The organism is Bacillus sp. PPSBB_11, assembly GCF_038023285.1.
Lineage (GTDB): Bacteria > Bacillota > Bacilli > Bacillales > Bacillaceae > Bacillus > Bacillus altitudinis.
The window spans coordinates 452,977-472,061 of the sequence record NZ_CP150633.1; the positions used below are offsets into that span (position 1 = coordinate 452,977).

The window sequence follows — 19,085 nt, forward strand, 5'->3', positions numbered from 1 at the left end:
TTTAAACCTCCTTGGACAAAAAAGCATCGATGTGCTTCTTTGCTTCTGTTTTTGTAATTGGTTGATGTTTGATATAAAAAAGAGCACCTTCAAGGATTTCTGGTTTTACCCCAAAAAGATCCTTGCTGTGCTCTTTTAAGGCTTCAAATGAAAAGCCAAATTCTTTTTCTTCGCCCGCTGTTTGATCGAGCTGTGTTTTTTTAGTCTTGCTCACGTTTGATCACCCCATCTGAAAAATTGATATCTTCTAGGCTTGGCTGTTTATCTCGGTTGTACCAATAGCTGCTATCCCACGTCAGGACAATCGCTGCTACACCTTGATCTATGATTCTTGTTTCCACTCTTTTTATGCGGACATAATCATCAAGCACCTCTCCATCTTCACTGATCATCTGAATGATTTGACGATCAGCAAGCAATGCATCGACGATTGTTTCCGCCGCATCATGCGCTTTTTCTGTATCCATATGAAACACTTTCACTTGCAGCGAATAAGATTTCATAAAAGTAGACACTGTATCTGGACCACTAATGACAGTCACTGGCGGCACATAAACAGATGGCACTTGGAAACGCTCTGGCAGAAGACGATCATACATTTTCACAGGAAAGCGTGTGTATATATAATGCATGATTGCCCCGACTTCTTGATTCATTCCATCACCTCCCAAAATGTCGATCGATCCAGCTTTGAAGCTTTCGATCTAGCGAGTGTTCAAACATTTGTTCATAGAGCATGACGGCATGATCCCAGTACCCATTTCCTTCAATCCATTGAGATGAAAGCATCATGCCAGTACTGGCGTTCGGATCATATTCAAAGCGGCTGCCGTTCCATCTGCCAGGCACCCATCTTCGTTCTCCATTTGAAGAAATGGCATGTCCATCGTTCACGTAAGAGGCATAATCAAGCTGTGTCCCCACTTCTAGCGTGAGCCCGCCTCGGGAAGTGAGAAAGTAATTCTCCTTGTCACCTTTTTGAAAGGAATTGAGGAGACGGCCTGTATCAACAGCCTTTTCTTTGATGATTTCATCTTGAATGATGTCTAAAAACTGTAAGCCCATTTCCTGTAACCACTCTTGATATTGCGCCGTTAAGCCGATACTATTTGCCTGTTGGAGCTGGGATAGCAGCCGGTCAAGTCCATCAATTTTCATAAGTTTTCCTTTCTGACGGCCATCACTTCCATGTGATGATTTTTCACTCTTTTTGGCTGCTGCAACTTGAGTGAGATGCCGTTCCACACCATTTTGTCATGCAAGCGAATGTCGCTTGCTAAAGGGAAATGGACGAGATAGGACTGATAGATAACTGTATTCGGTTCTTCTTGCACGAGTGACTGGCTTTTTTCTACAACATAGCAAGCCACATCTCTCATACTTGGTGTATCAGGATAAGTGAGGTCCGTTTGCAGATCCCCTGCTGGTATACCAAATTTGCCACGGACTGCCCCCTCATTCTCTAAGTGAAAAAGATCACAGCGATCCGTTAATAGAGAATCATAGCTCATAATGATCTCACCTTTAAATTGGCGCTGCCGCCAGTTAATGACGGTTCAATATAATCAACAAGAAGGGCATACACATAAGGTCTGCCTTTCACTTTGTCCGCTGCCTTTGCATATGAATAATCACCCATTTTTTCTGAAGTCAAGCCTTTCATCATGGATTCATCATCATTCAGCATGGCAAAATACTGGGCCATTTTTAATAAGGCGATCCTTGCTTTTTCAGGAATGGGCTGATATTTTTCATGCGTAAAATCGTGCCCGACCATTTGAAATACCGCTGCTTCTGCTTCAATAATATCTGCCGCTAGTCTCTCTACAGAACGATTTTTCACGCGATCAAATACAGAATAGGCTTGTAGTTCCTCAGCAGAAATGATCATAGCCTGCTGTCACCTACTCTTTCACTTTCATGACTTTGGCTACAGCATCCTCTTCCTCAAATTTGCTGTCGAGCTTCGCTGTCAGAACAATGATAAACTTACGGCTGCGAATATCTTTTTCTACTTCAATGCGAATATTGCGAGAAAACCCTACGATAATGTTTTTCGGATGTGTCAGTAAAATATCTGATACATCTGTTCCTTCTTCATCATATGGCTGCATATTGGCAAGACCTTTGACCGGAACACCGAATGCAGAAGAAAGGCCGCCTTGAATCGCCGCATCTCCGAGACCTGTCTGACGGTTTGCTACTTGGTCTTTCCACTCGACCTCTAAACTTGGGGATGTATAAAAACGGAAATCCTGAGGTACACGTAAATATTTTGACGGCATCGCTTTATAGCCTTGTTTGAACATTTGACGGCTAATTTCCGCTCCATTCGCATCGACAATATGAGAAACTGCCTGTTTTCGTACGCCATCCATTTGAGCTAAAAATGGATCTTGTGATGTTGTATCACCGTTGACGATCAGTTCTTCAATATCGACTGCCGCTCGTTCCGCCAGCATTTGCATAATGGTTTGCTGAATCCCGTCTTTTTCAATGTTGTTTTCAATGCTGTCGTACGTCATATGAATCTCAGCAATGACTTCTTTTGCATTGAGCTGAACAGTGCTTGTCGCTGGGACAACACGGTCTTTTGCATCAAGCGCTTTGCCTTCTTCTGCTGGGCGTAAAATGCGCTGACCGAAGCCGATTTTTTCGATTTTTTGTGAATCACTTTCCATTGGAATGATACGTGCATCATTTAAAACGGTTGGTGTATTTTGCATCATTCTAATGAATGTGTTGGATTGGGCTGCGTTCATGAGACCGCCTGTTTTTAAGCTGGCAAGTGTCATTTCAGCCTTGCGAATCAACTCTTGATTTCTCACACTTTTTCCTCCTTATTTAGGCTTATAGTAAGCCATCCCATATGGGCTTTGTCATATCATTTTGTGTATCGTGATTTGTTTGTTTAGAAATGCCCCGCGCTTTTTCAAGCATGTGTATCCGCTCTGAAATAGGCAGTAGCTGTTGCTGAAGCACATCCTGAATCGCTGCTTTTTCTCTGCCTGCTGATTTCTCTAAGGAAGAGAGCTGATGGCGAATTGGCGCAACCACTTGCTCCAGCACTTTTTGTACAGGTTCTTCTTCACCTGTTTGATCTGTCCCTTGTTTATCCGCTTGTTGTAAAACGTTGTCGATGGCCATTTTTGCTTTTTCTAGTTCGCGTACTTGATCAGTCGTTAATCCGGCATCTTGCTTTTGAACGGATGCTGGTCTTTCGCCAATCGTTTGGAGGACATCATTTGTTTTCAACACATCCTGCACAATTGGAATCAATTGTTCAAGTGCCGCTCTTACGCTAGATTCATCACCATCACTTGACTGCAACGTTTCCAGCAGATGATCTAAAACGCTCCAAAATTGTTGTGGCATATTTGCACCTTCCTCTTTCAAAAAGAAATTTTTCAGCAAAGAAAAAAGCCCTCTCTCGTTCGTTTCTTGAGATAGGAGCTGATCGTGTTCCTCTATTGCGATGATGTCTGCTGTTCCAGCCATTGAGTAGCCTGTAATGTGGCCTTGCTGAATTTGGTCCCAAATATCTTGTGATGCCTTTGTCACAAGTACCCAAGATCCTTTTTGAATCAGCTCCCCGCCTACTTCAAAATCCGCTGGGGCAATGTATGATTCGACGACTTCGCCAACACCGTCTTGAAAATCATGCTGTTTATCAATGTGACGGGCATCTTTCATAAAACCGTGTGCTGCTCTTTCAATTTCTTTGGCCGACATAAAGTCTTGATGTGCATCAGGTGTATTTGGTTCATACACGACGCCATATACGAGGCGATGGGCATCCTCTGCCTTCGTCAGGACACTGACTTCTTTTTGAAAGTCAGGCTGCTTTTTCTTTGCTTTCATCAAGAAAAATTTCTTTTGGTTGGCGGCCCTGTCTACATAGGAAACATGCGTAATTTTTGCGTTTTTTAATTCCCTTGGCATATGTTCACCCCCTTTCAAAAAAAGCTCACGTCCTTCTATTTCTCTAGCCGGTTTGGCTCAGATGGAGACAGCCCATCAGCTGTTTTTATGCGGCTTTCTAAAGGTCGGTGGTAGAATTCTTCCGGCCATTCCTCTAACGTCTTGCCAAGAATACGCCCCGCAAGATCTCGTAAATCATTTGGCGATACTGCCCCAGCCTGAATAAATGGTGTCAGAACCTTCGCTATCTCTAATGGATCTCTAAAGTCAGGGCCATTTAATAGAAAGCGGACATGCCATATATCTAAATCCGGGAGAAAAAGAGTATTGAGTTTCCCTGTAATAAGATGCCGCTCTGGCTGAAATACTTGCTCCTCCGTTGTTTTACGCGCGGTATCTGCTGTGGCCTTGTTATAATCTTGTGACTCTCCTGTGTAAATAGGCGGCAGACGAAAAGCGGAGCGGATTTTGTTTCTCGTCTTTTCATCGTATTCTAAAAAGAGCGCATCCTCTTGCAGGATTTCCGCCAAGGATTTAAAGTTCACTTTGACATTTGATACATCTTCTTCACCTGTTAATCCTTTTTCTGTCGGAAGCCCTTCTACTTCAAGCAATAAAAACTTATGCGCATGGTCAGAGCCTTCAATATCATCCATATAATCTTGTAGCTGCTGATAAGAAGTCTCTGACAGCATGCCGTTTTCGACAATGATGGCACCAGGTACATGCCGTCCTTGCTTAAAATAAAGATAATTCAGCTCTTCTGCTTTTCGTGCGCCATACATATTGACGATGTTGCCAATCCAGCGGGGAATCCCATACGTCCCACTGCCAATTTTAAAATGAATGACTTCTGTTGCTTGAAGCGGTTCTGGTGTAGCATCATCGTACTTGCCTGTTTCACAATTTAATATGCGCGGATCACCATACTCCTTGAAAAAGACTTTCTTCTCATTGATGACCTGCACATATTTTCGGAATCGTTTCTTGCGATTCATCGTCTTTAATTCGCCGTTTTCTGTGTAGCGGAATTCGACGTCGACTGGCTCACTTAGCTTGCAAATGCGGATATGGAGTGCATCCAAATACTCGATTCCTGCCGGCTTTCCTTGTCCATCCCGCAGCACCTCTAAAAAGCCATTTCCTGTTTTCTCCCGGTCTTCTAGGACATAACCAAGAATTACGTCAGCAGACTCATCATAGTTCATGTATTTCGTAAACTCTTCGAGTCTTGTCCATTCCTTCTCGGCTGTCTTCTTTTTGACCGGTTTCACATCTTCCGCATTAAAATCAAAGGCGTATTCCACCCCAAATCCAAAACCTAAAATGTTTGTTCGATACGCATCTATACATTGCTGAAGAATCGTTGAGTATTCTGCCATGCTTTTTAATTCATTGATATGGTAGGGCGGGGGGACAATGTCATCTTTTTCGTATGAAAATTCATCCTCATACATTTGTTTTGTATGATCAGACATGTTGGCCTTCATAATCGTTGCTTTTAATTGTTTCATTGTATGGACCTCCTCTCTCGGTTTGGACGGACACGCTCTGAAGCAGTCTGTTTCAAATCGGTCACCTCATAATCATCTAGCGCATACCAAATGGCGGATAATGTGTGTGGATCGATTTGAAATTCATCTTCCTCTAAGCGGCCGTTCTTATCTGCCTTATAGGTTAGTGATTGAAGTTCATAGATGGTATAAGGGCAAGCATCAGAACAAATGATTTTCTTAAATCGTTTGATTTTCTTTGTATATTGCAAACGTGAGCCTTGGAACTTATGTGCAGCGACCATTTGAAATCCGCGCTGCCGAAAATAGTGAATCGTTTTAGGTTCTGCTGCGTCTGCCTTAATGAGTTCCTTTGATTCAACAAATTCTTTCAGATCAACAGCTGTTTCATCATCCGTTTTCCCGCGGTCGTAATATTCCCAATAAATATATAAGTACTTTTTTTCATGATCGACAGCTAACCGAATGAGCGCATTGTAGGATTCGACAAATCCAAAATCCATCCCCGCCCGTTTCAGCGGTCTTTCAATCTGCCCGATCGCTTCTAATACGTCAGCATGCTGTCTGACCTCAAATTGCGGAAACACTTTTGTGCCATTGATACCGAAGTATCCCTTCCTTGCAATTCGATAAAGATCTGGATCGTATTCTTTCAGCTCATCCAGCTGCTTGACATAGCTTTTAGGAAGAAATAGATTGTCTTCTGCTGTTGAGTGGTGATAGTACGTATCTTTTATCACGATGGTTCGCTGTTTGTATAAGGTTTCGTCATCAAGGACAAAACGTTTCAGCTGCTCATCTCGAAAGAAATGTCTGTACGTCCAATTATCCTGACCAACGGGATTCGTCGATAACATCATATAAAGAGGTAAAACCGGATGTCTCAGCCTTCCAAGCAGTTCTTTAAACCCTTCATAAGAAACCTCGGAACACTCCTCAATCCAAATAATTGAGATGTTGTTGATCGACTTCAATTTCTCAGGCTTGTCCAGTCCTTTAAATAAAATGCTGCTCCCATTGCGAAAAGTGAGAGCAAGCGGTGAACTGCGGCACTTTACTAGATGATCGATGCCAAGATCGCTGACGATTTCTTGTAAAAGAGAATAGGTCGACTCCCGGTGCGTATCATACACTTCTCGAATGACAAGTGCTGTCCGTTTTTCCTCAAGCAGCTTTAAGATCAGCTTTAAAGCAATGTGATAGCTTTTGGATGAGCCATAGCCGCCTACTAAAAACTGAAACTTTTGATTCCAATCGAACAAAAAGTGTTCAAAGTGAGGATTGACTTCTTTTTCAATCAACGGCGTCATGAATCGTCCTCTTTTCTTTTGATCATGATATGAAGATCTTCTTCTTTTTCCTCACGAACTGCTTTTTTTGTTTTTTCGATTGTTAGCTCAATTTGCTTCAGCCTTAATCTTCGTTCATCTTTCGCATGAGCGAGCTCTTCAAACTGTTTAATCAGCCGTCTTAGCTCTCCCATTGCACGAGATTGGGCATTTAAAAAAGTAGCATGCCGATCCCATGAAAATTGAAACGAAAATTCCTCTGCCGTGATCTCTGGCTCTGGATGAATGCCTTCACCTGTTTCTTCCTCTAATGAAGAAGGCAAGTACGTCGCCTTTTTCAGTTCTTTGATCATGTCATCTTGATCTGCTACATGCATGATGCGCTGCGCTCGAATAATGGCTGCGTATTGAATTTGAATTTGATCCCAGATGATATCAAGAGATGTGCGCCCATCCATTTTTTCCATGATTTCAATCGTTTCATCTGAAAGAAATTGATGAAAAATCGAGTGCGCCTGCTTTGACGGTGTTTTTTGTCTTTGCCAGCCGTATCGTCTTTTCCATGATTTGACGGTATGGATGGAGACGTTGTAATGATCCGCTAGCTGCTGGTACGTCATCCCTTTCATATAATCCTGCTTAGCCTCTATCCGTTTATCTTTCATTTACATTCACCTGCCGCCTCCTTTTAGTTCGAATGATTCCCTGAAGAGGAATCATTTGTGCCGGGCTAGCAAACATTCGTTTGGTCTTTCTAACTATAGGTGGCAACTGTAAGACAAGCTTTTGAAGATTGAGTGATGAAAGAAAAAACACCTATTCAGCAGCTTTGAATAGGCGTTCTTGTACTTTTTTGGACATTTTGGTCCGAGCTCTTTCCATATGTTTTTGGACTGTTCCTTTTTTTACATCTAGCATAATCGCAATCTCGCTAAATGACAGACCCTGCGTTGTGTGCATAAAAAATACGTCTTTCTCTCGATCTGTTAAAACAGACAAAGCTTCATCGATTCGCCTTTTGTCTCGCTCACTTACCTCTCTTTCTTTCTCTTGAATGAGGGTGTATTCATGTGATAAAGCCTCTAATACTTCTGGATTGGCAAGAATGGTGCGCTGATACACAGATCTTCTGTCTAATCCTCTGCGTGCGCCTGGCTCTCTACCGATTTGAAGCCATTCCACCACGTATTCTAGATCGCTGACCATACTGGCGATCATTTTTTGATCATGTTTGTCCTGATCTGACATCTGTTTCTCTTCTTTGTCTTTCAATTGTTCATATCGTTTTCTGGCATCTTTTAAACTTCTTTTATATTCGATCAGTAAATCTTGCATCTGTGCTCTCTCCCTTTTTTAAGAAAATAAAAAACGGACACCAATCAGCCCCTTTTTATAGGGTCTTGATCAGTGTCCGCAGGCTTTCCGTCTTGGACTTATTCAGTTATTCTTGTTCATCAGGCTAGCTGATTTTAAAACCAATCTCGTGATCGACTCTTGCAAAATGTCCTTTTGCTGTTTGAATAATCGTTTTTCCATGCTCAGGTACATCCATCATATAAGCCGTTCCTACGTTTCCATCTAACACAATGACTTGAATCTTTCCTTTTTCCATTTCACCGACAAATGTCTGGTTTTCTTGAATCATGAGTTGTTTTGGCTCGTTCATATGCTTGTCTCCTTATTTGGTGGTGAGGATCTCATATCATCACCCATCGTATTTAAGATGATTTCCATTCGAGGACGCATGCTATAAAACTGTGAAACTCTTAATTCTACAATCTGTAAAGAGGCGTCATCGGCAATGGCATGAAGTGCTTCTTGTATATACTGCAAACTTGGTTGAAGAATGCTGATGTGTACTGGGCGTATCAAGCCTTTTTCAGCAGATGTACGCGTGTCTTGGCTGTTCGCTAGATCAATGGGCATATTGTAAAATAAGCGAATGTCGAGTGATAATGCGCCTTTTATTCTGCTTGAGCATTGCGCTTTTGCGGCTGCTTGAATTCTGTTTATCAATGTCTCTTTTTTGCATAAATGTTCTTTTTCAATGATAAAATGAAGGACCATGCTACGATCTCCCGTCATCCTTCGCCCACTGCCGAATGTCTTGTTCGTTTTGACCCGCATTGAGCAAACATTTCAGGAATGTCATGATTTGCTTCAATCGATTCATGTCGCATTCATCCTTTCCTTCTTATTGTCATCAACGTCTTTTTCTGCCATGAGGGTCATGTATGTGCGTTTTTCTTCTGCCGTGGGGAAAGCAAACATCGGCTCTTTTTGATGAAAAGTGATCCAGCCGCCAGCTTGTACTAGGCAATGCTGTGCTTCTTTTCGGGCATCAAATGTCATCTGATGTCTCATCATCATCAAATCCTTTCTCACGGTTCTCGTCCTCTAATCGATAACCATTTCGGGACATTTCATATGGCCAGTAACGTTTTGGATAGCCGAAATCATTCATTTGTGTCACCATCGGATGTTCGATATTCATTCTGTTTGTCTCCCCTTTTTAAGAACGGTCTTCCTTACGACTATTACTCTTTTTGTGTAACTTTTGACCAAAAAAAAGCTCTTGAACACCGATATTTAGCAAATCTGCAATATGCTTGGCTATTTCTAAGCTGGGCTTTGTTCGGCCCCTTTCTATATTTGCATAGCCACTCGTGTACTTATATCCAAGTTTTTTCGCCATATACGTTTGTGTTTTTCCTTGTAATATTCGTTCTTCTCGTAAATTTTCAAGTTTCATGTTTCCACCTCTTACTCATTATGTGTAAGTTATATTTATTATGATAATATACACAAAACGAGTAAGTCAATCAAATTTTTATTCTTTTTGTGTATTTATTTATCTTTTCCGTGTAATTCATGATAAAATTTACACATAATATGAAAAAAAGGTGTTTCCGATGGATAATTTGACTGGAAAGATTCTAACTGAATTAAGAGAGAAACATGGATGGAGTAAGTCTACCGTTGCCAAAAAACTCGGATTAAAGGCGATGTCAACCTATGCTAACTGGGAATATGGATTGAGAAAGCCAGATGGTGAAATGATTGTGAAAATCGCCGAGTTATACGGGGTCTCAACAGATTATCTTCTCACAGGTAAAGACAAAAACGCCTCTGATGACGATCTTGCAGATGATCCTGATTTGCAAATTGCGTTTAAAGCTGCCTCCGATTTTTCTGAAGAAGCACGAAGACAAACCATCGACTTTATTAACTACATTAGAGAGAAAGAGAAACAAAAAGGCCGTCAGCCAAAACAGACAGACGACAAATAAAAGATCTCTTTTTATAAAGCATCACATAGCTGGGTAGATACCCAGCTTTTTTTATGTCTCTTTTTCCTCCTAAAAAAGAATGACATATGAATAAAAAATCATGTGTTTTTTGGGTAAAATCGTCTTCCCCTACATAATATGTGACAATTTTCACCAAAAATACTCATTTTTCCACTTATTTTGATTGACATATAATTCTATTATTATTAATATATGTATATACCAAAAAAAGGAGTGTTACCGATGAAAAAATTAATGAAAGCTTGTACATTGTCTTTAGCTGCTTTAGGTGCTCTTACGTTCTTCCAAACTGAAGGTGCTCATGCAGCTGCACAGCCTAAAGAACCAGTTATAGCAAAAGCTCCTATTATGAATAAAGTGATTACAGTGAACCGCACACTTACTGTAGGTTCTTCAATTGCTGTCTCACTTCCAGCTAGCCAAATTTCTGTATCAGGCGCAACGTATGCCATTCAATTAGACCAAACTGCTCCAAATTTCACTTGGATCCGTGCTGTACAACGCGGTTCTGTTACAGTTTCTTACTATAATTCACTAGGTGAGCTCGTCATTAACTATATTACTGTTCGTTAAGCGATTTTTTTCATATGAAAAGGCGATGACTACATGTTCATCGCCTTTTTGTGTTTTTACTTTTAAGCTGCTTACCAGTGCTTGCCAATCTCTATCTATTATGTTAACTTTTAATAAAAATAAGTTTACATATTGAGAGGGGCTTATGATGGGAAAAATAACGTCTTTGTCTTGGGAAACGATCGTGAAGAAAGCCATCAATCATGAACCGATTACGATGGAAGAAGGTCTAAATATACTTGAAGCAGACGACGCAGAGTTGTTACCTATTATGCATGCAGCTTATCAGGTGAGATTTCATTTTTTTCAAAAAAAGGTGAAGTTAAATATGATCTTTAACGCCAAAAGCGGATATTGTCCTGAAAACTGCGGTTATTGTTCACAATCGGTGATTTCAACAGCTCTGCTTGAGAGATATACAATGCTTGACCAAAAAACCATTGTGGCCGGTGCGCGTGAGGCGTTAAAAAGAAAAGCAGGGACTTATTGTATTGTAGCAAGCGGGAGAGCACCTTCGCACCGTGAATTAGATGAAGTCACCGCAGCAGTAAAGGAAATTACTGAGACGATGCCTTTGAAGGTGTGTGCATGCCTTGGGTTATTAAATGAAGAAAAAGCGAAGCGGCTGAAGGAAGCGGGTGTTCATCGGTATAATCATAATCTCAATACACATCAAGATCATCATGCTCAAATTACAACGACCCATACGTATGATGACCGCGTATCGACCCTTGAGAAGGTCAAACAGTCAGGGATGTCACCATGTTCAGGAGTTATTATTGGGATGGGCGAAACCAATCAGCAAATTGTCGAAATGGCTTTTGCGCTTAGAGCCCTTGATGCGGATTCGATTCCCGTCAACTTTCTCCATGCAATTGAAGGAACGCCTCTTGAACATCAAGAACGCACACATCCGATCAAAGCGTTGAAGGTTTTGGCACTGATGCGATTTATCAACCCGGCTAAGGAAATTCGAGTATCTGGGGGAAGAGAGTTTAATTTACGAACGCTTCAGCCTCTAGCATTATATGCAGCGAACTCTATTTTTGTAGGCGATTATTTAACGACAAAAGGACAGCAAGTTCAAACCGATCATCACATCATTGAAGATTTAGGCTTTGAAATAGAAGAATGTGCGCTTTAAAAAAGTCTGCCGATGAATCGGCAGACTTTTGACGTTGAGATTAGAATCTTTTATGGAAATCGACAGTACCGCTTCCTTCTTCGCGGTCAAAGCTGCCAACAAAAGTCCAGTTAATATAGCCGCCGTCACCATTGTTGACAAACGTACCATCTTCAAATACCCAAATACCAAACGTAATGCCGTCATATTCAACACTATCATAATAGACAACATTGTTCAGTCCGCTAAAATCATGATCTTGGCTTAAGTTTTGAACAACTACGTTGTAATTTTGACCTGCTTCATAAAATGCACTGTATGCCGCATTTTTTACAAATCCATCACGATTTTGAGATGATTTTACTGCTTGTTCAATTTTATCGGCAATGGCTACTGGATCAATCGAGACACTTCCATCGACACCTGTTGTCGTAGCAGCTTCAGCCTTTTGACCAAAAGTCGTAAGAGATAAAGGGACAGCAACCATTGACGTAGCAATCACAGAGCTAACAAAAAATTTACTTGTTTTCCTCATTATTTCTAACTCCTCCTTTAATTGGTATGTTTATGTACTACCCTTTTCTTTGTCACTTAAACACTAATTTAAGAAAAAACTTCTTTTTCTACCAATTAAGAGGCTGTTTTTACTGTTTAAAAGGGCAAAACAACAAAAAAACTACTCTTTTAAAAGAGTAGTTTTCCATCATTACATAAACAGGATAAATAAAATCAGACCTAGGATGATTCGGTAGATCGCAAAAGGCACAAGTTTGATTTTATTAATCAGTTTTAGGAAGAATCGAACAACAAAGAGAGCCACAATAAACGCACTCACAAAGCCCACAATAAAGAATGGAAGCATGTCTGTTGTTAAATATTCGGCATTTTTAACAAGTGTTAAGAGGCTTGCTCCCGCCATAATCGGCATGGCCATAATAAACGTAAAGTCAGCCGCCGCTCGGTGATTCAGACCAAGAATAACACCACCTGCTATTGTAGAACCTGAACGCGAGAAGCCTGGCCATAGTGCTAAACATTGAAATAACCCGATATACAGCGCTTGTCTGTACGTCATATTATCCACAGAGCTTGTTTCTGTTTTACGTTTATTGATCCAATCAGCGACAAGCATCAGCACAGCCCCTAAAATCAAACCGACGGCGACCGTTCTCACATCAAACAAATATTTATCAATATAATCTTCAAATAAGAATCCTAAAATGACGGCTGGGACGAGTCCAACAGCAATTTGAGCAATGGTCAGCTTATGTCCGCTGCGTTTTTGTTCTTCTGTGATATTTTTCTTTAAGCCTAATAAGTTCAAAATACGATCTTTGAACACGATCATGACAGCTAAAATAGAACCTAACTGAATCACGACTTTAAATGTGTTTGCAGCCTCTGGCGTAATGATGTCTTTTGATTTTAGCCAAAGATCATCAACAATGATCATATGCCCTGTAGACGAGACAGGTGCATACTCTGTTAATCCCTCGACAATTCCTAAAACCAGTGCCACGAATAAATCCCATAGATTCATGATTTTCTTTCCTTTCAATTCTGATCTTTTGAAGGCAAACATCTATGTCCACATAAAGACAAGCTTTCTTTTTCGAAAGCTCGTCTTTATGATACTATATTTTTTTCTAAAAAAGATTATGACATCAAACCTTTTCTTCTTTATACAAATTGGATCGCATTTTGAACCAATCAAACAGGTGGGTCGTGATCACTTTCAGAACGGCATACGTCGGAATCGCAACAATGATGCCGACGACGCTGAACAATTTACCTGCTGTTAATAGAACAAAAATAATCGTAATCGGATGGATATGAAGGTTTTTCCCCATGACCTGAGGAGAAATGAATTTCCCTTCAATAAGTTGAACCACTGTCCAGACAATGATGAGTTTTAAAAGCATCACTGGTGATGTCACAAGCGCAATCACAATCGCTGGTGTAATCGCAATGGTTGGACCAAGGTATGGCACTACACTTGTACATGCCGCAATAATCGCCAGCAGCAGCGCATAGTCAAGTCCAATAATCATATAGCCAATTAAAAGAAGAATACCGATACAGAAGCTGACAATGATCTGCCCGCGTATATAAGAACTTAGACGATGGTTCATTTCGTGAAGCACGATATGAGTATGGTCTCTAAACTTATTCGGGATAAATTTCAAGAAATAGTCAGGCAGTTTTTTGCCGTCTTTTAATAGATAAAACAGAATGAACGGAACCGTCACGATCGAGATGATAATTTCAGTAAGCGCCCCTAAGAAAGTGCCGACTCCAGTAAAAGTACTTTCCAAAATCTTCGTCGCTTGACTTGACGCTTTACTCACCAATTCAGAGACGTTAAAGTTCATCGTTTTCTGCACTTGACTAATAAAGTTGCTTCCAGTTAATTGTCTAATCTGTTCTTCTACCGTATCAACGTATTTTGGCAGATTATGAAACAGACTCATCGTTTGTGCTTGTAAAAAAGGAATAATAGATACAATGGTCACTGTAATGATCCCAATAATGACGATATATAAAAGCAAAATCGAAAAGATCCGTTTGACCTTAAATCTCTCTAATAAATTCACAATTGGATTTAATAAATAATACACAACCCCCGTTAAAATAATCGGTAAGGCAATGGTTTTGATGAGTACAATGAGCGGTGTGAAAATAAAAGATGCTTTCATGAAAACAAGGATATTCAACCCTATTAATAGCAGGATGAGTAAAAAGAGAACAAACTTGTTATCAAGAAAAAATTTTCTAAATCGACTGCTCCACATTTGCATAGAATTCATATCTTTCCTCCAAACACGGGCTATTTTATTAGTAAATTGTACACTACTTGATCATCATTTTGTGATCATTGTTTTAGCTTTTTTTCACGTTTCGCAATGGACATGGCCCATCCAATCAAAATCGGTTGTCCGATTAACCTCATCCATAACAAGGCTTGTTCTGTGCTCTCTTGCCCTGGAAATGAAATCCCTTCTCTCGCAGCAAATAGGTTCGCAGGGAAAATGAGCACCAGATAGACAGCGATCATTTTTGCTGCCACAATCCTTACGTTTGGAAGAAGTAGTAATACGGCCAGCAGCCATTCCAAGCATGCGGTGGCATAAATGATGCCATAGGGAAATGGCCATCCAGACATCATGCGGGCAAAGCCGCTTGGCTCTATCACATGAAAAACACCGGCTGCTATAAATAAAAGCGCGAATGCGTATGTACTTCCTATATGTAGGATGCGCTTCATGTTCGTTTCCTCCTCCCTCCTTCTCAAGTATTACCCGAATGAAGGAGGAAACTATCCACTTTTCGTACATTTATATTCTTTATGTAAGACGCATCAGCTAAGGTAAAGGTTTCATCCGCTTTTCAATAAAAAAGAAGATTCTTTCATACAAACGCTTTCAAAGCATGTATAATCAGAGAAAAGCAGAAGGAGGGAATGTGATGATTCGATTTGCTGTCATCGGAACGAATTGGATTACAGATCGATTCTTACAGGCTGGTGAAGGAGTGGCGGATTTTACATGTACGGCCGTCTATTCTCGGTCTGCTGAAAAAGGACAGGCATTTGCAGACAAGTATGGCATTGATACCGTCTTTACTAATTTACAACAAATGGCGGCAAGTGATGCGTTTGATGCTGTGTATATCGCAAGTCCAAACGCCCTTCACAAAGAGCAAGCGATGCTGATGATGGCGCATCAAAAACATGTATTATGTGAAAAACCATTGGCCTCTCACCGGAAAGAGGCTGAAGAAATGATTGCTGCTGCGAAAAAATATCAGGTGTGCTTAATGGAAGCGATGAAGACCACATTTCTGCCGAATTTTCTTCAAATCAAACAGCATCTTGATCAACTAGGCCCCATTCGGCAAGTGATCGCTCATTACTGTAAATATTCCTCAAGATACGATGCCTACCGAAACGGTGAGATTCCAAATGCTTTTAAGCCGGAATTATCCAATGGCTCCTTAATGGACATCGGCGTGTATCTTGTCTTTCCCATCATTTATTTATTCGGGCTGCCACATCAAATCACCGCGAGAGGCTATACACTTTCTTCTGGAGTAGATGGGAGCGGTTCATTACTTTTACAATATGAAGGACATCAAGCACTTCTTTTCCATTCAAAAATCTCAACATCTCATGTATCTGCTGAAATTCAAGGGGAGGATGCCACGATGGTGATTGATCAATTCCATCGCCCTTCTCGTATCATCATCCATGATCGGAATGGACAGCAAACCGATATTTCTATCAAAGATGATCAACCGGCTATGTATTATGAAATCGATCACTTCATTCAATGCATCAAGCAAAAAAAGGGACAGTCTCCAATCAATACATTTGCCTTATCCGTTCAAACCATGTCCGTCATGGACGAGGCGAGAAGACAAATGGGCATTATCTATCCAGCCGACAGACAAATGTAATGAGACATTGAATGAACAAAGGGCGTTTTACAGCCCTTTGTTTGTTCGTGTTAAACTAGTTTGCCGCTAATACATCGGCAAATGCTTTCACATATGGCGGAAGGTCCGGCGGGCGTCTGCTTGATACAATATGACCATCTGTCACAACGGCTTCATCAAACCATTCCGCTCCAGCATTCGTCATATCATCTTTAATACCAGGTGTACTCGTTACTTTTTTACCTTTCAGGATACCAGCTGAAATGAGCACCCATCCGGCATGACAGATTTGTCCGATCGGTTTGCCCTTTGCATCAAACGTACGAACGATGTCTAATACTTCTGGATATCGGCGCAGTTTATCCGGCGCCCATCCTCCAGGAACGAGAACCGCATCATAATCATCTGCTTGAATGGAATAGAAGTCTGCATCTGATACAGCTGGCACTCCGTACTTCCCGATATATTCATGATTTGCTTTTTCGCCTACGAGATGGACAGTTGCCCCCTCTTCTCTTAATCGCAAAACGGGATACCATAGCTCTAAATCTTCAAAATCATCACTGACTAACGCAATGACCTTCTTATTTGATAAACGCATAACATCTCTCCTTTTCTTCGGATTTCCTCTATTGTACGAGATCATCTCTTAAAAAGAAAAGCGGTTCCCCTTGAGGAGAACCACTTTCCATTATTCACTGATCTTGAATTTTTTAATTAAGTCACGCAATTCTTCCGCCATTTGGGAAAGCGTCGTCGAAGAAGAACTAATCTCTTCCATTGATGCCAGCTGTTCTTCTGCTGATGCTGCGATATCTTGAATACTTGCTGAACTCTCTCTCGATACATCTGCAATTTCATTCACTGCTTTAGAAATTTGCTCAGATCCTTTTGAAAGCTCACGAACTGTCGTATTCATTTCATTGATTCTTGTCGCAATTTCTGCCGTTTGCTGATTGATTTGTGAGAAGCTTTCTTTTGTTTGGTCTGTAATTGATAGGCCATTTTTTACTTCTTCATTCACAGATTTGAACATATTTTGAGACGTTTCTATTTCAGAGACAATTTCTTTGACGAGTTTTTCAATCTCTTTTGCAGAATCTGATGATTGAACCGCCAGCTTACGGACTTCTTCTGCTACAACCGAGAAGCCTCTGCCTGACTCGCCCGCACGTGCTGCTTCAATGGCTGCATTCAGAGCCAGTAAATTCGTTTGATCTGCTATACCGTTAATGACACCTAAAATGTTGGTGATATCTTTTGATTTATGCTCTAATCCGTTGATCACACTTTCAGCTTCTTTCACTGAATGATCAATCGTTTTCATTTGGCCAACTGTCTGTTCAACAAGCTGTCCGCCTGTTTCTGCGACTGTTTTTGATTGAACCGATGATTCTGTAATGACATCAGATGTTTGTGCAACTTCATTTAGCCCTTCGTTCATTTGTTTCAAGTGGGCTGCACTTTGTTCCACCATTTCACTTTGATTTTCGTTTCCGTTCGAGAATGTTTCAATGGATGATGTAATATGTTCGGTTGCTTTTGTCGTTTGACCTGCACTTGCCGTCAGTTCTTCCGACGATGACGCCACGTTTTCAACAGATGTCTGTACAGCTTGGATCACATCTCTGAGTGACTCACTCATTTCATTAAAACTTGTACCGAGCTGACCAATCTCATCCTTTGACCGGACATCAATTTTCTCTGTTAAATCTCCTTCGCTAATCTTCTTAGAAGAGGAGACAAGCATGGAAAGTGGTTTTGTAATAGAACGGATGATAAAAAAGATGAGAATACCGCCAATGATGAGCGCACCAGCTAATATAATGGCCGCCATGTTGAAGACTGGCTGCGCCGCTTCTTCTACTTCACTGACAAACATTGTACCGGCAATTTTCCAACCAGTCGCTTTGTTTGTTGTGAACTCCATTTGCTTTTCTTTCCCTTCAAACATATAACTCATTGAACCTTTGTCTTGTGTATAAAGCTTGTCTACCCAATCACCTGTTAATTTTGTTCCTGCTTTTTTCGTTGGATGTGCCACGTATGTTCGATCTGGGCTTCCGATAAAAGCATGACCTTCTTTACCAATATTGATACTATTAGACTCTTTTACTAGATTCGCAATGTCCAGGTTCATGGCAATAACACCAGAACCGTCCTCTAGTTTTTTAGAAATCGTCACAACAAGTGTACCAGTTGATGCGGTTGGGTATGGAGCGGAAACAGACAGCTCACCGTTTTTCGCCCAGCCATCTTTGTACCAATCCCGCTCAGTTGCGACATAATCAGCAGGCATTTTTTGATTTGGATATCTTGAGAACACTTTTCCATCACTTGAAGCAACAAAGATGCCTTCTGTGTCATCATTCATGCTCATGAATTGCTCAAAGCGCCCTTGAATATCAGTCGTTCCTTTTTGCCCCAGCTTTTTCTTCGTAATCCATTTGCTAAAGAAATCGGCTGCGTCTGTTTTTACTTTCACAACCTTCGTAATGTTTTTGTCCAGCTGTTCTACATTTTCCTTTGCACTTTGCATGATTTGATCATTTAAAGAGGTGCTCGCCGTATGATATGAAGAGAATGCCAATACGATAATTGGGCATAAAAGAATAAATAAGAAAGAGAAAACGAGCTTTTTTGATATAGATGGTTTTTTGAAATACTGTATGAAATTCATAAAAAAGAAAACTCCTTTTAGTAAGATAGTATATATATCGGAAGTACTACTAGGTTCTTTACTTTTTTAATTTATTAAAGTCTAGATAAGTCCAAAATACCCAAATTATGTGCAAAAAACGGAAAAACACCTGACGTCAAAACGTCAGGTGTTCCAAATTATTGACAAAGGGCTAAAATGAATTTGATTTTAGCCCTTTTCTTCTTTTCAGCGTGATAGAAAACCTTTCCAGCCCTAGGA

The 19,085-nt window shown here is 40.7% G+C and carries 26 protein-coding genes; 4 read left to right on the plus strand and 22 right to left on the minus strand.

The genetic code is table 11. The annotated features are described in order from the left end of the window. Window position 1: 1 nt before the first annotated feature. The 16 genes from V7L95_RS02265 to V7L95_RS02340 all read right to left on the minus strand — a co-directional run bounded on the left by V7L95_RS02265 (window position 2) and on the right by V7L95_RS02340 (window position 9,476). Entirely contained in the window at window positions 2-214 is a 213-nt protein-coding gene (locus V7L95_RS02265; RefSeq protein WP_008344108.1) for a hypothetical protein, read from the minus strand. Beyond that, window positions 201-656: a DUF6838 family protein gene (locus V7L95_RS02270; protein WP_017358989.1), complete on the minus strand. Its 456-nt coding sequence runs from the start codon at window positions 654-656 to the stop codon at window positions 201-203. Before V7L95_RS02270 ends, V7L95_RS02265 begins: the two co-directional genes overlap by 14 nt. Window positions 657-660: 4 nt before the next feature. Continuing rightward, a complete protein-coding gene (locus V7L95_RS02275) occupies window positions 661-1,158 on the minus strand; it encodes an HK97 gp10 family phage protein (protein WP_017358988.1) in 498 nt (165 codons plus the stop codon). After that, complete coding sequence (locus V7L95_RS02280) at window positions 1,155-1,511, minus strand: YqbH/XkdH family protein (RefSeq protein ID WP_017358987.1); 357 nt, start codon at window positions 1,509-1,511, stop codon at window positions 1,155-1,157. Before V7L95_RS02280 ends, V7L95_RS02275 begins: the two co-directional genes overlap by 4 nt. Then, a complete protein-coding gene (locus V7L95_RS02285; protein WP_007500574.1) occupies window positions 1,508-1,891 on the minus strand; it encodes a DUF3199 family protein in 384 nt (127 codons plus the stop codon). Before V7L95_RS02285 ends, V7L95_RS02280 begins: the two co-directional genes overlap by 4 nt. Before the next feature lie 13 nt (window positions 1,892-1,904). Further along, entirely contained in the window at window positions 1,905-2,828 is a 924-nt protein-coding gene (locus V7L95_RS02290; protein ID WP_017358986.1) for a phage major capsid protein, read from the minus strand. 22 nt (window positions 2,829-2,850) lie between these two features. Then, a complete protein-coding gene (locus V7L95_RS02295) occupies window positions 2,851-3,942 on the minus strand; it encodes an XkdF-like putative serine protease domain-containing protein (protein ID WP_035389213.1) in 1,092 nt (363 codons plus the stop codon). Between the two features lie 35 nt (window positions 3,943-3,977). Beyond that, on the minus strand, window positions 3,978-5,435 hold the full coding sequence (locus V7L95_RS02300) for a phage portal protein (protein WP_035389215.1): 1,458 nt from the start codon (window positions 5,433-5,435) through the stop codon (window positions 3,978-3,980). Continuing rightward, window positions 5,432-6,733: a PBSX family phage terminase large subunit gene (locus tag V7L95_RS02305; RefSeq protein WP_160758062.1), complete on the minus strand. Its 1,302-nt coding sequence runs from the start codon at window positions 6,731-6,733 to the stop codon at window positions 5,432-5,434. Before V7L95_RS02305 ends, V7L95_RS02300 begins: the two co-directional genes overlap by 4 nt. An 8-nt stretch (window positions 6,734-6,741) precedes the next feature. Continuing rightward, a complete protein-coding gene (gene terS, locus V7L95_RS02310) occupies window positions 6,742-7,389 on the minus strand; it encodes a phage terminase small subunit (RefSeq protein ID WP_008344125.1) in 648 nt (215 codons plus the stop codon). Between the two features lie 151 nt (window positions 7,390-7,540). After that, window positions 7,541-8,059, minus strand: a complete 519-nt coding sequence (locus tag V7L95_RS02315; RefSeq protein ID WP_007500562.1) for a sigma-70 family RNA polymerase sigma factor — start codon at window positions 8,057-8,059, stop codon at window positions 7,541-7,543. 124 nt (window positions 8,060-8,183) lie between these two features. Further along, window positions 8,184-8,390, minus strand: coding sequence for an XtrA/YqaO family protein (locus V7L95_RS02320; RefSeq protein WP_008344129.1), 207 nt, complete (start codon window positions 8,388-8,390; stop codon window positions 8,184-8,186). Beyond that, window positions 8,387-8,791: a hypothetical protein gene (locus tag V7L95_RS02325; RefSeq protein ID WP_008344131.1), complete on the minus strand. Its 405-nt coding sequence runs from the start codon at window positions 8,789-8,791 to the stop codon at window positions 8,387-8,389. Before V7L95_RS02325 ends, V7L95_RS02320 begins: the two co-directional genes overlap by 4 nt. A 102-nt stretch (window positions 8,792-8,893) precedes the next feature. Then, window positions 8,894-9,088, minus strand: a complete 195-nt coding sequence (locus tag V7L95_RS02330; protein ID WP_223255589.1) for a hypothetical protein — start codon at window positions 9,086-9,088, stop codon at window positions 8,894-8,896. Next, complete coding sequence (locus tag V7L95_RS02335) at window positions 9,066-9,218, minus strand: hypothetical protein (protein ID WP_008344135.1); 153 nt, start codon at window positions 9,216-9,218, stop codon at window positions 9,066-9,068. The genes V7L95_RS02330 and V7L95_RS02335 overlap by 23 nt, the downstream gene beginning before the upstream one ends. An 18-nt stretch (window positions 9,219-9,236) precedes the next feature. After that, window positions 9,237-9,476, minus strand: a complete 240-nt coding sequence (locus V7L95_RS02340) for a helix-turn-helix transcriptional regulator (protein ID WP_035389219.1) — start codon at window positions 9,474-9,476, stop codon at window positions 9,237-9,239. Window positions 9,477-9,636: 160 nt separating this feature from the next. On the opposite strand from V7L95_RS02340, the gene V7L95_RS02345 reads away from it, so the two are divergent. From V7L95_RS02345 to bioB, 3 genes are all read left to right on the plus strand, one after another. Continuing rightward, the gene (locus V7L95_RS02345; protein WP_007500560.1) at window positions 9,637-10,014 is read left to right on the plus strand and encodes a helix-turn-helix transcriptional regulator; all 378 of its coding nucleotides are present in this window, start codon (window positions 9,637-9,639) and stop codon (window positions 10,012-10,014) included. Between the two features lie 243 nt (window positions 10,015-10,257). Beyond that, a complete protein-coding gene (locus V7L95_RS02350; protein ID WP_003213146.1) occupies window positions 10,258-10,608 on the plus strand; it encodes a hypothetical protein in 351 nt (116 codons plus the stop codon). Window positions 10,609-10,756: 148 nt separating this feature from the next. Beyond that, complete coding sequence (gene bioB, locus V7L95_RS02355; RefSeq protein ID WP_025207878.1) at window positions 10,757-11,752, plus strand: biotin synthase BioB; 996 nt, start codon at window positions 10,757-10,759, stop codon at window positions 11,750-11,752. Between the two features lie 40 nt (window positions 11,753-11,792). On the opposite strand, the gene V7L95_RS02360 is transcribed toward bioB, so the two are convergent. The 4 genes from V7L95_RS02360 to V7L95_RS02375 all read right to left on the minus strand — a co-directional run bounded on the left by V7L95_RS02360 (window position 11,793) and on the right by V7L95_RS02375 (window position 14,996). Further along, entirely contained in the window at window positions 11,793-12,266 is a 474-nt protein-coding gene (locus V7L95_RS02360) for a hypothetical protein (protein ID WP_008344156.1), read from the minus strand. 171 nt (window positions 12,267-12,437) lie between these two features. Continuing rightward, window positions 12,438-13,271, minus strand: coding sequence for an undecaprenyl-diphosphate phosphatase (locus V7L95_RS02365; RefSeq protein ID WP_024719699.1), 834 nt, complete (start codon window positions 13,269-13,271; stop codon window positions 12,438-12,440). A gap of 124 nt (window positions 13,272-13,395) precedes the next feature. After that, window positions 13,396-14,538: an AI-2E family transporter gene (locus V7L95_RS02370; protein WP_007500555.1), complete on the minus strand. Its 1,143-nt coding sequence runs from the start codon at window positions 14,536-14,538 to the stop codon at window positions 13,396-13,398. Window positions 14,539-14,603: 65 nt separating this feature from the next. Next, window positions 14,604-14,996, minus strand: coding sequence for a MauE/DoxX family redox-associated membrane protein (locus V7L95_RS02375; protein WP_017358973.1), 393 nt, complete (start codon window positions 14,994-14,996; stop codon window positions 14,604-14,606). Window positions 14,997-15,196: 200 nt separating this feature from the next. On the opposite strand from V7L95_RS02375, the gene V7L95_RS02380 reads away from it, so the two are divergent. Further along, window positions 15,197-16,186: a Gfo/Idh/MocA family oxidoreductase gene (locus tag V7L95_RS02380; protein WP_019743561.1), complete on the plus strand. Its 990-nt coding sequence runs from the start codon at window positions 15,197-15,199 to the stop codon at window positions 16,184-16,186. 55 nt (window positions 16,187-16,241) lie between these two features. On the opposite strand, the gene V7L95_RS02385 is transcribed toward V7L95_RS02380, so the two are convergent. Both V7L95_RS02385 and V7L95_RS02390 read right to left on the minus strand, forming a co-directional pair. After that, a complete protein-coding gene (locus V7L95_RS02385; protein WP_046526561.1) occupies window positions 16,242-16,766 on the minus strand; it encodes a type 1 glutamine amidotransferase domain-containing protein in 525 nt (174 codons plus the stop codon). 90 nt (window positions 16,767-16,856) lie between these two features. Then, window positions 16,857-18,845, minus strand: coding sequence for a methyl-accepting chemotaxis protein (locus V7L95_RS02390; RefSeq protein WP_046526560.1), 1,989 nt, complete (start codon window positions 18,843-18,845; stop codon window positions 16,857-16,859). Window positions 18,846-19,085 lie beyond the last annotated feature (240 nt).